The 15,188-nt window shown below is 71.5% G+C and carries 14 protein-coding genes; 7 read left to right on the top strand and 7 right to left on the bottom strand.

The window, feature by feature from the left end:
• Window positions 1–144 precede the first annotated feature (144 nt).
• Genes mmsA through iolC form a run of 5 tightly spaced genes read right to left on the bottom strand, consistent with a single transcriptional unit; the run spans window position 145 to window position 6,287 of the window.
• Window positions 145–1,647, bottom strand: coding sequence for a CoA-acylating methylmalonate-semialdehyde dehydrogenase (gene mmsA, locus ACFY3C_RS05165; protein ID WP_390769747.1), 1,503 nt, complete (start codon window positions 1,645–1,647; stop codon window positions 145–147).
• Between the two features lie 15 nt (window positions 1,648–1,662).
• Window positions 1,663–3,549: a 3D-(3,5/4)-trihydroxycyclohexane-1,2-dione acylhydrolase (decyclizing) gene (iolD, locus tag ACFY3C_RS05160; protein WP_390769746.1), complete on the bottom strand. Its 1,887-nt coding sequence runs from the start codon at window positions 3,547–3,549 to the stop codon at window positions 1,663–1,665.
• The gene (iolB, locus tag ACFY3C_RS05155; RefSeq protein ID WP_390769745.1) at window positions 3,546–4,385 is read right to left on the bottom strand and encodes a 5-deoxy-glucuronate isomerase; all 840 of its coding nucleotides are present in this window, start codon (window positions 4,383–4,385) and stop codon (window positions 3,546–3,548) included. Before iolB ends, iolD begins: the two co-directional genes overlap by 4 nt.
• Before the next feature lie 7 nt (window positions 4,386–4,392).
• Window positions 4,393–5,325 (bottom strand): deoxyribose-phosphate aldolase, encoded by a 933-nt coding sequence (locus ACFY3C_RS05150; RefSeq protein WP_386581142.1) that lies wholly within the window; start codon window positions 5,323–5,325, stop codon window positions 4,393–4,395.
• 11 nt (window positions 5,326–5,336) lie between these two features.
• Window positions 5,337–6,287 carry a 5-dehydro-2-deoxygluconokinase gene (gene iolC, locus ACFY3C_RS05145; RefSeq protein ID WP_386581139.1) on the bottom strand — a complete coding sequence of 317 codons (951 nt, stop codon included), beginning with the start codon at window positions 6,285–6,287 and terminating at the stop codon, window positions 5,337–5,339.
• A gap of 125 nt (window positions 6,288–6,412) precedes the next feature.
• Between iolC and ACFY3C_RS05140 the strand changes: the two genes are divergently transcribed.
• The 4 genes from ACFY3C_RS05140 to ACFY3C_RS05125 all read left to right on the top strand — a co-directional run bounded on the left by ACFY3C_RS05140 (window position 6,413) and on the right by ACFY3C_RS05125 (window position 9,649).
• Window positions 6,413–7,327 carry a sugar phosphate isomerase/epimerase family protein gene (locus ACFY3C_RS05140; protein ID WP_390769744.1) on the top strand — a complete coding sequence of 305 codons (915 nt, stop codon included), beginning with the start codon at window positions 6,413–6,415 and terminating at the stop codon, window positions 7,325–7,327.
• A 165-nt stretch (window positions 7,328–7,492) separates the two neighbouring features.
• A complete protein-coding gene (locus tag ACFY3C_RS05135) occupies window positions 7,493–8,398 on the top strand; it encodes a helix-turn-helix domain-containing protein (protein ID WP_390769743.1) in 906 nt (301 codons plus the stop codon).
• Window positions 8,399–8,820: 422 nt separating this feature from the next.
• The gene (locus ACFY3C_RS05130) at window positions 8,821–9,021 is read left to right on the top strand and encodes a helix-turn-helix transcriptional regulator (protein ID WP_390769742.1); all 201 of its coding nucleotides are present in this window, start codon (window positions 8,821–8,823) and stop codon (window positions 9,019–9,021) included.
• A 64-nt stretch (window positions 9,022–9,085) separates the two neighbouring features.
• The gene (locus ACFY3C_RS05125; RefSeq protein WP_386581133.1) at window positions 9,086–9,649 is read left to right on the top strand and encodes a GNAT family N-acetyltransferase; all 564 of its coding nucleotides are present in this window, start codon (window positions 9,086–9,088) and stop codon (window positions 9,647–9,649) included.
• On the opposite strand, the gene ACFY3C_RS05120 is transcribed toward ACFY3C_RS05125, so the two are convergent.
• Window positions 9,630–10,673 carry a zinc-dependent alcohol dehydrogenase family protein gene (locus ACFY3C_RS05120; RefSeq protein WP_386581131.1) on the bottom strand — a complete coding sequence of 348 codons (1,044 nt, stop codon included), beginning with the start codon at window positions 10,671–10,673 and terminating at the stop codon, window positions 9,630–9,632. The genes ACFY3C_RS05125 and ACFY3C_RS05120 overlap by 20 nt on opposite strands.
• A gap of 31 nt (window positions 10,674–10,704) precedes the next feature.
• The gene (locus ACFY3C_RS05115; protein WP_390769741.1) at window positions 10,705–12,921 is read right to left on the bottom strand and encodes an MMPL family transporter; all 2,217 of its coding nucleotides are present in this window, start codon (window positions 12,919–12,921) and stop codon (window positions 10,705–10,707) included.
• Between the two features lie 160 nt (window positions 12,922–13,081).
• Here ACFY3C_RS05115 and ACFY3C_RS05110 point away from each other — a divergent pair, with 160 nt between their 5' ends.
• The 3 genes from ACFY3C_RS05110 (at window position 13,082) to ACFY3C_RS05100 (ending at window position 15,070) form a co-directional block, all read left to right on the top strand.
• Window positions 13,082–13,720 carry a TetR/AcrR family transcriptional regulator gene (locus ACFY3C_RS05110; RefSeq protein WP_386581129.1) on the top strand — a complete coding sequence of 213 codons (639 nt, stop codon included), beginning with the start codon at window positions 13,082–13,084 and terminating at the stop codon, window positions 13,718–13,720.
• Between the two features lie 85 nt (window positions 13,721–13,805).
• Window positions 13,806–14,756, top strand: coding sequence for a PrsW family intramembrane metalloprotease (locus tag ACFY3C_RS05105; protein ID WP_390769740.1), 951 nt, complete (start codon window positions 13,806–13,808; stop codon window positions 14,754–14,756).
• 74 nt (window positions 14,757–14,830) lie between these two features.
• A complete protein-coding gene (locus ACFY3C_RS05100) occupies window positions 14,831–15,070 on the top strand; it encodes a heavy-metal-associated domain-containing protein (RefSeq protein WP_390769739.1) in 240 nt (79 codons plus the stop codon).
• Window positions 15,071–15,188: the final 118 nt, after the last annotated feature.

Below are 15,188 nucleotides of genomic sequence, written 5' to 3'. Positions count from 1 at the left end.
AATCTGACCTTGCTTTCCAAGGTCATTTGCCGTTAACCCTTTCATCATCCGTTTGATCCCACCAGAACGATAATCGCAGCTGAGGCGTCAAAAAAAGTCAGGCCGTCCGGAATCCGGACGGCCTGACAAGAGGTTGTGGAGCCCTCAGTGGTTGCGCGGGAAGCCGAGGTCGACGCCGGCGGGGGCCTCGGACGGGTCCGGCCAGCGGGTGGTGACGACCTTGCCGCGGGTGTAGAAGTGCGTGCCGTCGTTGCCGTAGATGTGGTGGTCGCCGAAGAGCGAGTCCTTCCAGCCACCGAAGGAGTGGTAGCCGACAGGGACCGGGATCGGGACGTTCACGCCGACCATGCCGGCCTCGATCTCCAGCTGGAAGCGGCGGGCGGCGCCGCCGTCGCGGGTGAAGATCGCGGTGCCGTTGCCGAACGGCGAGGCGTTGATGAGGGCCACACCCTCCTCGTACGTGTCCACGCGCAGCACGCACAGCACCGGGCCGAAGATCTCGTCCTGGTAGGCCTTCGCGGACGTGGGCACCTTGTCGAGCAGGGAGATGCCGATCCAGTGGCCGTCCTCGTAGCCCTCGACCGTGTAGCCGGTGCCGTCGAGCACGACCTCGGCGCCCTCGGCCGCCGCGCCCTCGACGTAGGAGGCCACCTTGTCGCGGTGGACCTTCGTGATGAGCGGGCCCATCTCGGAGGTCGGGTCGTTGCCGGGGCCGATCTTGATCTTCTCGGCGCGCTCGCGGATCTTCTCCACCAGCTCGTCGCCGATGGAGCCGACCGCGACGACGGCGGAGATGGCCATGCAGCGCTCGCCCGCGGAGCCGTAGGCGGCGGACACGGCGGCGTCGGCGGCCGCGTCCAGGTCGGCGTCCGGCAGGACCAGCATGTGGTTCTTGGCGCCGCCCAGGGCCTGCACGCGCTTGCCGTTGGCGGAGGCCGTGGTGTGGATGTAGCGGGCGATCGGGGTCGAGCCGACGAAGGAGACGGCCTTGACGTCCGGGTGCTCCAGCAGGCGGTCGACGGCCACCTTGTCGCCGTGGACGACGTTGAAGACACCGTCGGGCAGACCGGCCTCGGACAGCAGCTCGGCGATCTTGACGGCGGCCGACGGGTCCTTCTCGGACGGCTTCAGGACGAAGGTGTTGCCGGTCGCGATGGCGATCGGGAACATCCACATCGGGACCATCGCCGGGAAGTTGAACGGCGTGATGCCGGCGACGACACCCAGCGGCTGGCGGATCGCGGCCACGTCGACGCGGTTCGCGACCTGCGTGGACAGCTCGCCCTTGAGCTGCACGTTGATGCCGCAGGCCAGGTCGACGATCTCCAGGCCGCGGGCGACCTCGCCGAGGGCGTCGGAGTGCACCTTGCCGTGCTCGGCGGTGATCAGCTCCGCGATCGCGTCCCGGTTGGCGTCCAGCAGCGCCCGGAACTTGAAGAGGATGGACGTGCGCTGGGCCAGCGAGGACTGGCCCCAGGTCACGAAGGCGTCCTTCGCGGCGGCTACCGCGGCGTCCACCTCGTCGACCGACGCGAACGCGACCTTGGTGGTGACCGCGCCGGTCGCCGGGTCCGTGACCGGCCCGTACGTACCCGACGCGCCTTCGACGGTCTTGCCGCCGATCCAGTGGTTGACGATCTTCGTCATGCCCAGAAACTCCTTTTACAGATGGCGGCGTCGGGTCGAGACGTGCCGTTCGTACAGCTCACGTGCCTTGACCGCGGACGATCGGGTCGCGGTCTCGGCCACAGGAACATCCCACCAGGCCTGCGCCGGAGGCGCGCCCGACACAGTGTCGGACGTTTCGGTCTCCACGTAGACACATGTGGCAGTGTCGGCGGCCCGCGCCTCGGCGAGCGCCGCGCGCAGGTCCCGTACGGTCTTGGCGCGCAGGACGCGCATGCCGAGGCTGGCCGCGTTGGCGGCGAGGTCGACGGGCAGCGGGGCACCGGTGAAGGTGCCGTCGTCCGAGGTGAAGCGGTAGGCGGTGCCGAACCGCTCGCCGCCCACGGACTCCGACAGACCCCCGATCGAGGCGTACCCGTGGTTCTGCACGAGCACGATCTTGATCGCGATGCCCTCCTGCACGGCGGTCACGATCTCCGTCGGCATCATCAGGTACGTCCCGTCGCCGACCAGCGCCCACACGTTCCGCTCGGGCGCGGCGAGCTTCACGCCGATCGCGGCCGGGATCTCGTAGCCCATGCAGGAGTAGCCGTACTCCAGGTGGTACTGGTCGTACGAGCGCGCCCGCCACAGCTTGTGCAGGTCGCCGGGGAGCGATCCGGCCGCGTTGATGATGATGTCGGACTCGTCCACCAGGGCGTCCAGGGCGCCGAGGACCTGCGGCTGGGTCGGCCTGATGTCCGGCTCGTCCGCCTCGAAGCAGGCCTCCACGCGCTGCTCCCAGCGCTCCTTGTCCTCGGTGTACTCGGTGACGTAGGAGTCGGCGACCCGGTGCTCGTGCATCTCCAGCGCCTCGGTCAGCTCGCCCAGGCCGCTGCGGGCGTCCGCGACCAGCGGCAGCCCGGCCAGTTTGTGGCCGTCGAAGGGCGCGATGTTGAGGTTGAGGAAACGCACGTCCGGGTTCTCGAAGAGGGTGCCGGAAGCGGTGGTGAAGTCGGTGTAGCGGGTGCCCACGCCGATCACCAGGTCCGCGGTGCGGGCCAGCTCGTCGGCGGTCGCGCTGCCGGTGTGGCCGACGCCGCCGACGTCCTGCGGGTGGTCGTGACGCAGCGAGCCCTTGCCGGCCTGGGTGGAGGCGACCGGTATCCGGGTGGCCTCCACGAACTCCGCGAGGGTCTCCTCGGCGCGGCTGTGGTGGACTCCGCCGCCCGCGATGACGAGCGGGCGCTTCGCGGCCCGGACCGCCCGGACTGCCTCGGCGAGTTCGGTGGGGTCCGCGCCGGGGCGTCGTACGGTCCACACGCGCTCGGCGAAGAACTCCGCGGGCCAGTCGTACGCCTCGGCCTGCACGTCCTGCGGCAGGGCCAGGGTGACCGCGCCGGTCTCCACCGGGTCGGTGAGAACCCGCATGGCCTGCAGGGCGCTCGGGATCAGGGCCTCGGGCCGGGTGATCCGGTCGAAGTACCTGGACACCGGGCGCAGCGTGTCGTTGACCGACACGTCGCCCGCGTACGGCACCTCCAGCTGCTGCAGGACCGGATCGGCGGGGCGGGTGGCGAAGACGTCGCCGGGCAGCAGCAGCACCGGGAGGTGGTTGATGGTGGCCAGCGCGGCGCCGGTGACCAGGTTGGTCGCGCCCGGCCCGATGGAGGTGGTCACGGCGTGGGTGGACAGGCGGTTCGACTGGCGGGCGAAGCCGACCGCCGCGTGCACCATGGACTGCTCGTTGCGGCCCTGGTGGTACGGCATCACGTCCTGGTACTCGATCAGCGCCTGGCCCAGCCCGGCCACGTTGCCGTGCCCGAAGATGCCCCAGGTGGCGCCGATCAGCCGCTGCCGCCGGCCGTCGCGTTCCGTGTACTGGGCGGCGAGGAAGCGGACGAGTGCCTGCGCGACCGTGAGCCTCGTCGTCGAGGTCGTCATCGGTAACCCTCCCTGTGATCCGGGTGGAAGCAGATCCGCCACTCCCGCGTCTGACCCGGACCGGACATGACGTTCAGGTAGTACATGTCGTGCCCGGGCTGGGCGATCGACGGGCCGTGCCAGCCGTCGGGTACGAGGACGGCGTCACCGGAGCGGACCTCGGCGAGGACGTCGGTCCCGCCCTCGCGCGAGGGGAATACGCGCTGATAGCCGAAACCGTTCGGGCCGTCGATCTCGAAGTAGTAGATCTCCTCCAGCTCGGACTCCTCGCCCGGCCGGTGCTCGTCGTGCTTGTGCGGCGGGTACGAGGACCAGTTGCCGCCGGGTGTGATCACCTCGACGGCGATCAGCTTGTCGCAGTCGAAACCCTGTCCATCAGCGCCTCCGGCGCGGGCGGCAGAGGCGAAGTTGCGCACCCGGCGGGCGCAGGTGCCGCTGCCGCGCTCCTCGACGGGGACCTCCGGCGCGGGGCCGTAGCGGGCGGGGAGTCGTCGCTCGCACTTCGCTCCTGCCAGGGCGAAGCGGCCTCCCGCGCCGGAGGCGATCAGGACCTGGGCGTCCCGGGGCACGTACGCGAAGTCGGAGACCCCCGCGAACACGCTTTCCCGGCCCAGGAGTTGAAATTCTTCTTCCGCGATTCGCACGGTACATCCGCCGTGCAGCGGAAGCACGATCCACTCACTGTCCCCGGTGGTGAACGTATGTGTACCGCCCGGTGACAACTCCACGATGCGCAGGCTGCTGTGCGTCCAGCCGGCCCGCTTGGGGTCGATGTCGACGGCGTACTGGGCGTTCGCGGTGGCACCCCGGGGCAGGTGCAGGTCGGTGCTGGTCATGCGGCCCTCACAGCAGTCCTACGGCGGTGTCCACGGCGGCGGCCACGTCGCCGTCCGCCGGATACAGCAGCGAGCGGCCGACCACCAGGCCGCGCACGGTGGGCAGTTGCAGCGCGCCGCGCCACTTCTCGTACGCGGCCACCTGCTCCTCGGGCGAGTCGCCGATGTCGCCGCCGAGCAGCACGGCCGGCAGGGTCGAGGTCTCCATGACCCGGGCCATGTCGTCGGGGTTCTCGGTGACCGGCACCTTCAGCCAGGTGTAGGCCGAGGAGCCGCCGAGGCCCGACGCGATGGCGATGGACTTGGTGACCGCCTCGGCGCTCAGGTCGTTGCGGAGCCGTCCGTCGGGGCCGCGTTGGCTGATGAACGGCTCCACGAAGACCGGGAGCCGGAGCGCGGCCATCGCGTCGACGGCGCGGGCGGTGGACTCCAGGGTGGTCAGGGAGCCCGGGTCGTCGTAGTCGATGCGCAGCAGCAGCTTGCCGGCGTCGAAGCCGAGGCGCTGGATGTCCTCGGGCCGGTGCCCGGTGAAGCGGTCGTCCAGCTCGAAGCTGGCGCCCTGCAGGCCGCCGCGGTTCATCGAGCCCATGACGACCTTGTGGTCGAGGGCGCCGAGCAGAAGCAGGTCGTCCAGGATGTCGGCGGTGGCGAGGACGCCGTCGACGCCGGGCCGGGACAGCGCGATGCACAGGCGTTCCAGCAGGTCGGCGCGGTTGGCCATGGCGAGCCCCCGGTCGCCGACGCCGAGTGCGCCGCGGGCCGGGTGGTCGGCGGCGACGATCATCAGCCGGCCGTGCTCGTTGAGGAGGGGCCTGCGCGCCCGCCGGGCGGCGGCCTCGGCGATCGCCTCGGGGTGGTGGGTACGGGTGTGGACCAGCTCGGCGACGTCGACGCGCGGCGACCGGCTGCCGTCCCCGCCCTCGTGGTGGGTGCCTGCCACCCTGCCCGCCCTCACAGGACCGCTCCGGCCTCGAGCGCGGCGGCCACCTCGTCGGGGGTGGGCATCGCGGAGGAGCACTCCAGGCGGGAGGCCACGATGGCGCCGGCCGCGTTGGCGTGTCGCATGATCGTCTCCAGGTCCCAGCCTTCCAGCAGGCCGTTGCAGAGGGAGCCGCCGAAGGCGTCACCGGCGCCGAGTCCGTTGAGGACGTTGACGGGGAGCGGCGGGACCTCGGCGGACTCGCCCTTGCTGTTGACGGCGAGGACGCCCTTGGGTCCCTGCTTGACCACGGCGACCTCGACCCCGGCGTCCAGCAGTGCGCGGGCCGCGGCGTGGGGCTCGCGCACGCCGGTGGCGACCTCCACCTCGTCCAGGTTGCCGACGGCCACGGTGGTGTGGCCCAGCGCCTCGGCGTAGAAGGGGCGGGCGGATGCCGGGTCGTTCCAGAACATGGGCCGCCAGTCGAGGTCGAAGACCGTCGGGCCCGACTTCGCGCGGTGGGCGAGGGCCGCGAGGGTCGCCGTACGGCTGGGCTCCTCGCTCAGGCCGGTGCCGGTGACCCAGAAGACGCGTGCCTCGCGGATCGCGTCCAGGTCCAGCTCGTGGGCGTCGATCTCCAGGTCCGGCGCCTTGGGCTGCCGGTAGAAGTAGAGCGGGAAGTCGTCCGGCGGGAAGACCTCGCAGAAGGTGACCGGCGTGGGCAGTCCGGGCACCGGGGTGACCCAGCGGTCGTCGACGCCGAAGCCGCGCAGGGCCTCGTGCAGATAGGCGCCGAACGGGTCGTCGCCCGTGCGGGTGATCACGGCGGTCCGCCGGCCGAGCCTGGCCGCGGCCACCGCCACGTTCGTCGCCGACCCGCCGAGGAACTTGCCGAAGGACGACACCTGGGCGAGCGGGACACCGGTTTGCAGCGGGTAGAGGTCCACTCCGATCCGCCCCATGGTGATCAGGTCGTACGCCATCGGCTTCCCTTCGTCACGGCTCTCCCCGGCTTTCTAGTCCTGTCCGCCGAGCCCTGTCAATGTTTTGTCCAGACATTCGGACCAGACCTTGACACCGCTTTCCACCGCCCCGCACGCTGACGGCCATGACGTCGTTGTCACCCTCCTCACTTTCCCGTATCCGGATCGGATCGGCGCCCGACTCCTGGGGCGTCTGGTTCCCGGACGACCCGCGGCAGGTCCCCTGGCAGCGCTTCCTCGACGAGGTCGCCGACTCGGGCTACGAGTGGATCGAGCTGGGCCCCTACGGCTATCTGCCGACCGACCCGGCGGTGCTCGCCGAGGAGACCGCCCGGCGTGGCCTGAAGGTGTCGGCCGGCACGGTCTTCACCGGCCTGCACCACGGCGCGGCGGTCTGGGACAAGACCTGGTCGCACGTCTCCGACATCGCCGCCCTCACCCAGGCCATGGGCGCCCGCCACCTGGTCGTCATCCCGTCCTTCTGGCGGGACGACAAGACCGGCGAGGTGCTGGAGCCCGACACGCTGACCCCCGAACAGTGGCGGAATCTCACCTCTCTGACCGAGCGACTCGGACACGAGGTGCGGGAGCGGTGCGGCCTGTCGATCGTGGTCCACCCGCACGCCGACACCCACATCGACAGCGAGGAGAACGTCACCCGCTTCCTCGACGGCACCGACTCCGACCTGGTGTCGCTGTGCCTGGACACCGGGCACTACGCGTACTGCGGCGGGGACAGCGTCAAGCTGATCGAGACGTACGGCGAGCGGATCGGGTACCTGCATCTGAAGCAGGTCGATCCGGAGATCCTGGCCGACGTGCGGGCGAAGGGGACGCCGTTCGGGCCCGCGGTCGCCCAGGGCGTGATGTGTGAGCCGCCCTCCGGGGTGCCTGCGCTGGGGCCGGTGCTGGAGGCCGCGCAAAGGCTGGGGGTGGAACTGTTCGGGATCGTCGAGCAGGACATGTACTCGTGCGCGCCGGACGCTCCGCTGCCGATCGCTCGGCGGACTCGGGCGTTTCTTCGGTCGTGCGGGGCCTGAGAGTGCCTACGGGGGTGCCGGGTTCTGCGAATGTGCGTGTGCAGGTCGTGCGTGGCTTGTCGCGCCCACGCGGCGGAGCCGCATATCGAGACAGCCCCGCGCCCCTAGGGGGTTGTGCTTGCCGCTCGTAGCATGAGTGCCCTTCGGCTCAGTGCAGGAGGGCGCATGGCGGACGGGGTCTCGTGGGAGGTCGTTCCCGCACAGCCCCATCCGGCGTTGCGGCCCGGTGTGATCAGTTATCGCGGGATACGCATGGCCCTCGACCGGCCGCGGCGGCGGCTGGAGACGCCGATCGGGGCGGCCACGCTGTTGCTCGGCTTCGAGGAACCGGTGCGTATCTCGCGGGCCGGGCGGACCCCGGCGACCCTGGTCTCCGTAGTCAACGGGCTGACCACCACACCGGCCCTCGGCGAACACGCGGGGCGGCTCTCCGGCATCGAGGTTCTGCTCGCGCCATGGGCCGCGTTCACGCTGTTCGGCACGCCCCAGCACGAACTGGCCAACCGGTCCCTGGATCCGGACGAGTTGCCCCATCCACTGGGTACCGGTGTGGGTGAACTGGCCGCCGCTCTCGCCGCGTTGCCCGGCTGGTCCGAGCGGTTCGCCCTGCTGGACGAGGTGTTGCTGCGGTGGTCCCGGGCGGGCGTTCCCGGCTCCGCGCGGGTGGTGCGTGCCTGGTCGCTGCTGCGGCACAGCCGGGGTGCGATCCCGGTCCCCCGGCTGGCCGAGGAAGTCGGCTGGAGCGTGCGGCAGTTGGAGAACCGCTTCCGTGAGCAGATCGGCCTCGGTCCGAAGGCTGCGGCCCGGGTGCTCCGGCTGCAGTGGGCGAAGCGGCTGCTGGCGGCGGGGCGCGGGCCGGCGGAGACGGCGGCCCTGTGCGGGTTCTATGACCAGGCGCACCTGAGCGGCGAGTTCAAGGCGATGACGGGCTGCACGCCCGGCGAGTTCCTCGCGGCCCGCCGCCTGCCGGCGGCGCGCTCGGTGCCGGACCGGATGGCGGGCGAGGCGACGAGCCTGGTTCTCGCACCCGGCCGGGGTGCGGTTTTTTCCAATACCCGCGGCAACCGGTAGGGGCACGCTGATCGTCCGGCCGGTCGATTCCCGGGGGAAGCGAGGCCGTCGGCGGCTCGGCTGTTGGACACGGGGGATCCGGCAGCCCGGCCGGGAGCGAGGAGCCGTCGGAGGTGCGGGAAGCCGGCGGACCGGGACTCGACGCAGCGAGCCCCGGTCCGCCCTCCCGTGCGCGGGCGTCGGCCCGGCCCGGCGATCACGTCGGCGCACACCTTTTGCTGCGGGCGTGTCACAAACACCCCGTTCCTGTCACACATGTCGCGCCTCTGCGGGTTCTCGGTCACACCCGGCCAACAGCCGCTTTCTCGCGGTCACTCTGCGTCGTTCACCGGACACAGGCTTGGTGATCGCCAGCGCAGCGCCCGGCTCCCCCGACGGCCGTCCCCGGCCGCCGCCGCGGCGCGCGCAGGGAGGTGCAACTCATGACCGACCGAGGGCTCTGGTCCTACAAGGAGATCGCGGCGCACATCCGGGTGCAGCCGGACACCGTACGGTCCTACCGCAAGCACGGCCTGCTGCCTCCGCCCGACCACGTGGAGGGCGGCAAGCCCTACTGGTACGCCGACACCGTCCGCGCCTGGGTCGCTTCCCGGCCGGGCAACCGGGGCCGAAGAGTGGACTGACCCGGACCTCGCCTGCCGGAAAAATCACCTGTGCCCCACCTGCCTCGTGGGGCACAGTCGCCTCATGAGTTTCTCCATCAAACCCGTCCTGACCGGCCACAAGACCGTCCTGCGTCCCTTCACCGAGGCCGACGCCGAGGTGATGTGGAAGATCATGGAAGACCCCGAGGTACTCCGCTTCACCTACGATCCGTCCACCGACCTGACCCCGGAGCGGGTGCGGTCCTGGTACGGCTCCCGGGCCACCGCCCCCGACCGTCTCGACCTGGCCGTCACCGACCCCGCGACCGGCGAAGTCCTCGGCGAGGTCGTCCTGCACGAGTACGACCCGGCCGCCCGCAGCTGCACCTTCCGCACGCTGATCGGTCCCCGGGGCCGCGGCCGCGGCATCGGCACCGAGGCGACCCGGCTGATCGTCGCCCATGGCTTCGGGGAACTCGGCCTGCACCGGATCGAGTTGGGCGCCTATGCCCACAACCGCCGGGCCCTGCACGTCTACGAGAAGGTCGGGTTCGTGGTCGAGGGGGTTCGGCGGGAGATACAGCGGCAGGACGGCGAGTGGACCGACGAGGTGATCATGTCGATCCTGGACCGTGAGTGGGCGGCGCTCAGCTCCACGGCTCGATGACCGTCACGCCCGCGCCCGGCGCCGTCCCCATCGCCGCCAGGGCCTCGGGGACCGCGTCGAGCGCGATCGTTCGCGTGATGAGCAGGTCCGGGCGCAGCACCCCGGACCCGACCAGCTCCAGCATGCCCGGATAGGCGTGGGCGGCCATGCCGTGGCTGCCGAGGAGTTCGAGCTCCAGGGCGATGGCGCGGGCCAGTGGGACGGGGGTGGTGCCGTCCGGTGAGGGCAGCAGGCCCACCTGGACGTGCCGGCCGCGGCGGCGCAGGGAGTCGACGGAGGCCGCGCAGGTGGCGGGCGAGCCGAGGGCGTCGAGGGACAGATGGGCGCCACCGCCGGTCAGCTCCCGGACGGCGGCCGCGGTGCCGGGCACGCCGGTCGCGTCCACGCACTCGGCCGCCCCGAACTTCCGCGCCAGGTCCAGGGCCCGGGGCGACACGTCGACGGCGACCACCCGCGCTCCCGAGGCCGCGGCGATCATCACCGCCGACAGCCCGACCCCGCCGCAGCCGTGCACCGCGACCCACTCCCCCGCCGCCACCCGGCCCTGCTGCACCACCGCGCGGAAGGCGGTGGCGAAGCGGCAGCCGAGGGCGGCGGCCGTGGCGTACGCCATCCCGTCCGGGATCGCGACCAGGTTCACATCGGCATGGTCGAGGGCCACGTACTGGGCGAAGGAGCCCCAGTGGTGGAAGCCGGGCTGGGTCTGGCGCTCGCACACCTGCTGGTCGCCGGCCGCGCAGGACGGGCAGCTGCCGCAGGCGCAGACGAACGGCACGGTGACCCGGTCGCCGGGCCGCCAGCCGGTGACCCGGGCGCCCACGGTCTCCACGACACCGGCGAGTTCGTGCCCCGGTACGTGCGGGAGCGTGATGTCCGGGTCGTGTCCCATCCAGCCGTGCCAGTCGCTGCGGCACAGCCCGGTCGCCTCGACCCGCACCACCACCCCGTGCTCGGCGGGCTGCGGGTCCGGCACCTCCCGCACCTCAGCGGGCTCCCCGTACTGGTCGAACACCACGGCTCTCATGCGCGTCACCCTGCCACGGAAGCCACGGGCCTCACACCCCTGCCGGCTCCTTCTCCTCCTGCGCCGGCACGGCCGGTTCCCCCTCGCTGAGTCCGAACCGCTGGTGGAAGCGGCGCAGGGGGGCCGGGGCCCACCATGTGGCGCGGCCCGTGAGCCGCATGATCGCCGGGACCAGGAGGCTGCGGACGACCATCGCGTCCATCAGCACCGCGAGGGCGATGCCGAGGCCCAGCATCTTGGTGTTGGTGACCCGGGAGGTGCCGATGGCGACCATCACCACCGCGAGGATGACCGCCGCCGCGGTGATGAGCCCGCCGGTGCGCTGCAGCCCGTGGCGGACCGCCTCGTTGTGGTCGCCGGTGCGCTCGTACTCCTCCTTGATGCGGGAGAGCAGGAACACGCCGTAGTCCATGGAGAGGCCGAAGGCCACGCAGAACATCAGGACGGGCAGGGTGGTCTCGATCGAGCCGGGACTGGTGAAGCCGAGCGCTCCGGAGAGGTGGCCGTCCTGGAACACCCAGACCACCGCGCCGAACATCGCCGTCAGGCTGAGCGCGTTGAGCACCACCGCCTGCAGGGGTATCAGCACGCTCCCGGTGAGCAGGAAGACCAGCAGCAGGGTGACGATCGCGATGAACGCGCCCGCCCAGGGCAGGTGTTCACCTATCGCGTGCTTGGAGTCGACCAGGACGGCCGCCGTGCCGGTCACCTTGGTGTCGAAGGGGGCCTTGAGCGAGCGCAGGTCGCCGACCAGGCTCTGGGCGGCGCTGTCGACGGCCTCGCCCTTCGGCTGCACCGTGAAGTAGGCCGTGTCGCCCTTGACCAGCGGGCCGTCGACGCGGACCACCTCGGGCAGGGCGGCCACCCGCTGCTTGTAGTCCGCGTACTGGGTCTCGGTGGCCTTGCCCTCGGCGAGGATCTCCAGGCCGCCGCCGGGGGTGCCCGGGAAGCCGTCCCGGATGTGCTGCTGCACCACGTGCGACTCGGCGCCCGAGGGCAGCTGGCGGTCGTCGGCGGTGCCGAACTTCACGCCCAGGAAGGGCAGTCCGAGGAGCACCAGCAGGGCGGTCGTGCCGAGCGCGAAGAGCGGGGCACGGCGCATCACGAGCGTGGCGGCCCGGGCCCAGGCAGTTCCTTCGGTGCCGGCGGCCTTCGGCTCGCGGCCGCGGCGGAAGAGGCGGCGCAGGTCGAGGGCGTTGACCCGGTGGCCGAGCAGGAGCAGGGCGGCCGGGAGCAGGATCAGCGCGGCCGCGGCGGCGAGCAGGACCACGGCGATGCCGGCGTAGGCGAAGGACCGCAGGAAGTACTGCGGGAAGACCATCATGGCGGCCAGGGAGACCGCGACGGTGAGGGCGGAGAACAGGACCGTGCGGCCGGCCGTGCGCAGGGTCGTGCCCACGGCGGTCAACGGGTCGGCTCCGGTGGAGAGTTCCTCGCGGTAGCGGCGGACGATGAACAGGGCGTAGTCGATGGCGAGGCCGAGGCCGAGGGCTGTGGTGAGGTTCAGCGCGAAGACGGAGACGTCGGTGAAGGACGTCAGGCCGCGCAGCACCGCGTTCGTGCCGAGGATGGCGACGATGCCGATACCCAGCGGCAGCAGGGCCGCGATCGCGCTGCCGAAGACCATCACCAGCAGGACCAGGGTGATGGGCAGGGCGATCATCTCGGCGCGGGTGAGGTCCTCCTTGATGATCGTCTGCATCTCGTGCCGCACCGCGACGATGCCGCCGACCTTCACCTGGACCGGGCCGTGCGTGCCCCGGTAGTGGGGCGCTATGCGGTCCAGGGTCTTGCCCATCGCGTTCTCGTCGCCGGTGATGCGGGCGGCGATGAGCGCCTCGTGACCGTCCTCGGCACGCAGGGCGGGGGATTTCGACTGCCAGTAGGAGCCGACGCCGGTCACGCCCTGCTCGGTGGCCAGCCGCTCGGCCAGGTCGCGGGCCTGGGCGGCGACCGCCGGGTCGTCCACGGAGGCGCGACCGGAGTCCACCAGGAGCAGCAGGTTGGGCTGGGAGTCGGGGAACTCGCGCTCCAGTGCCTTGGTCGCGTACGTCGACTCGGCGGCCGGGTCCTCCCAGCCGCCGCTGCCCAGACGGTCCGCGACGCCGCTGCCGGCCAGCACCGCGAGCGCGGTGAGCACCAGGGCCACCAGCAGCGACAGGCGCGGGCGGGCGGTCACGAAACGTGTCCAGCCCCCGACGCGGGGCGGTCCGTCCCCCGGGATCGGCGCCTTGTTGACTTCGGTCATCGTGCGGTGTCCCCTTCACCCTGACCCATGTCTGTGCAGGCAGGCAGCATGGATCGGTCATTGCCATAAACTGGCAAACACGAGAGATCGCTCGCGTTTCTCAAGAATGCGAGCGACCGCTCGTGTTTGTCAATCGCCTTTGAAGGGCTGGGGATCACGCGTGTCCGACACCTCGGAGAAGGAGCAGCCGCGCCGTCGTCAGGCACGCGGTGAACGCCGTATCGCGCAGCTCCTCCAGGCCGCCGCCCGGGTCTTCTGCACCACCGGCTACACCGCCGCCAGCACCAACGCCATCGCCCGCGAGGCGGGCGTCTCGCCGGGCACGCTCTACCAGTTCTTCCCGAACAAGGAGGCGCTCGCCGTCGAGCTGGGCGACCGGCTCATGCACCAGATGCAGGAGACGTACGGCGAGGTGCTGACCCCGGTCGACCCCGCCACCCCGCTGGAGGAGGCCATCGGCACGGCCGTCGACCGGTTCATGGCCTTCAACACCGAGCACCCGGTCTTCTTCGCGCTGATGCACGGCCCCGACGTACCCGGCAGGATCGCCGAGGCGCACGACCAGCTGCACGCCACTGTGATCGGCCGCATCGAGGGCCTGCTCGGCTCCCTCCTGCCCGAGGCCGACCCGGCCGACGTCACGCGCACGGCCCACGTCTGCCTCGGCATCTACAAGGCGGGCCTGGAGCTGGTCCTCGCCCACGAGGGCGCCGAGCAGGAGGCCTACGTCCAGGAGATCAAGGACGTCCTGATCCGCTACCTGCAGCCTCTGGTGGGCGACCGGCTCGGCGGCGCGTGACCCCGCTGCGGTCCCCGGACTGCACCCTGGGAACATCTGCCTAGAGTGCGGATAAATCGCCCAGCAGGAGCTGCAGAGAACCGACGTGACCCACTCGTCGCCGCCCGGTACGCCCCGGGCCCGCATTCCCGGCCCCCAGCAGCCCCCGCCGCCGTTCCCGCGCATCGGCGCCGGCCTGTGGAAGCGCTGCCTGGGCGGCAGGCTCACCCTGTGGGCGCTGACCGCGCTGGTGACGTACACGACGCAGAGCACCGCACTGCTGCCGACCCTCATCCTGCTCGGCGGTTTCCTGGTCCCCGTCGTCTTCGTGCCGTGGGCGTACGAGCGGCACGGCCGGGACCTGGGCGTCAGCGCGATCCTCGGCTGCTTCCTGGCAGGCGGCGCGCTCGGCATGCTCGGCGCCTCACCGATGGAGTCGTACCTGCTCCGCCCCTCTCTGGGCATGTTCACCGGCGTCGGCCTGATCGAGGAGGCGGCCAAGCTCGGCGCGCTGGTGTTCGCGCTGCGCCGGCAGCCGGGCATCCGCGGGGTGCGGGCCGGGCTGGTGCTCGGCGCGGCGGTCGGCTTCGGCTTCGCGGCTCTGGAGAGTTGTGGTTACGCGTTCGGCGCGGCCGTCTCCGCCGACGGCGTCGGCCTCAGGGCGCTGCTGGAGACGGAGATCCTGCGCGGGGTGCTCGCCCCCTTCGGGCACGGCCTGTGGACGGCGATCGCGGGCGGCGTCCTGCTGGCCCACCGCCGCCCGAACGGGCACTTCCGGCTCGCCACGCCGGTCGTCGGCGCCTGGCTGGGCGTCTGCGTGCTGCACGCTCTGTGGGACGCCACCCACGGCATCGCGATCTGGCTGGTGGCCCGGCTGTCGGGCACCGGCCTGGCACCGGAGCTGTTCGCACAGGGGTACATCCCGCAGCCCAGCGCCGCGCAGGAGCACCTGTTCACCCTGTTCTCGGCCGGCGGTCCGATGCTCGTCGCCGTGCCCGGCGTCGCCTGGGTGCGGTCGCTGGCACACCGGGGCACCTCTTGGAGAAATACCCCCTAGGGGTATAGTCTGAAAAACGTGGGGCTCCCCCGTGGACCCCACTGGCCCCACACGCCACGACGAGGAGTAACGACATGACCGCTCAGACCGACACTTCGGGCTCCGCCACCGCTGTCTACAAGGTGACCGGCATGAGCTGCGGCCACTGTGAGGGCTCCGTCTCCAGCGAGATCTCCCAGATTCCCGGCGTCAGCTCGGTCAAGGCCGTCGCGTCGACCGGCGAGGTGACCGTCGTCTCCGAGGCCCCGCTCGACGACGAGGCCGTCCGCGCCGCCGTGGACGAGGCGGGCTTCGAGCTGGCCGGCAGGGCCTGAGCGCACGACCCGAGTGACCGGGCCCGCCCCGCATCCCGGGCGCGAGCCCCGAAAACTTTCACCGACCGGGCCGTGCCGACCAGCTGATACTGGTTCCGCGCGGTCCGGTCCGATGTCT

Origin of the sequence: Streptomyces sp. NPDC001410 (assembly GCF_042895235.1) — a bacterium.
Lineage (GTDB): Bacteria > Actinomycetota > Actinomycetes > Streptomycetales > Streptomycetaceae > Streptomyces.
This window is presented reverse-complemented; position numbering and strand designations above follow the sequence as displayed.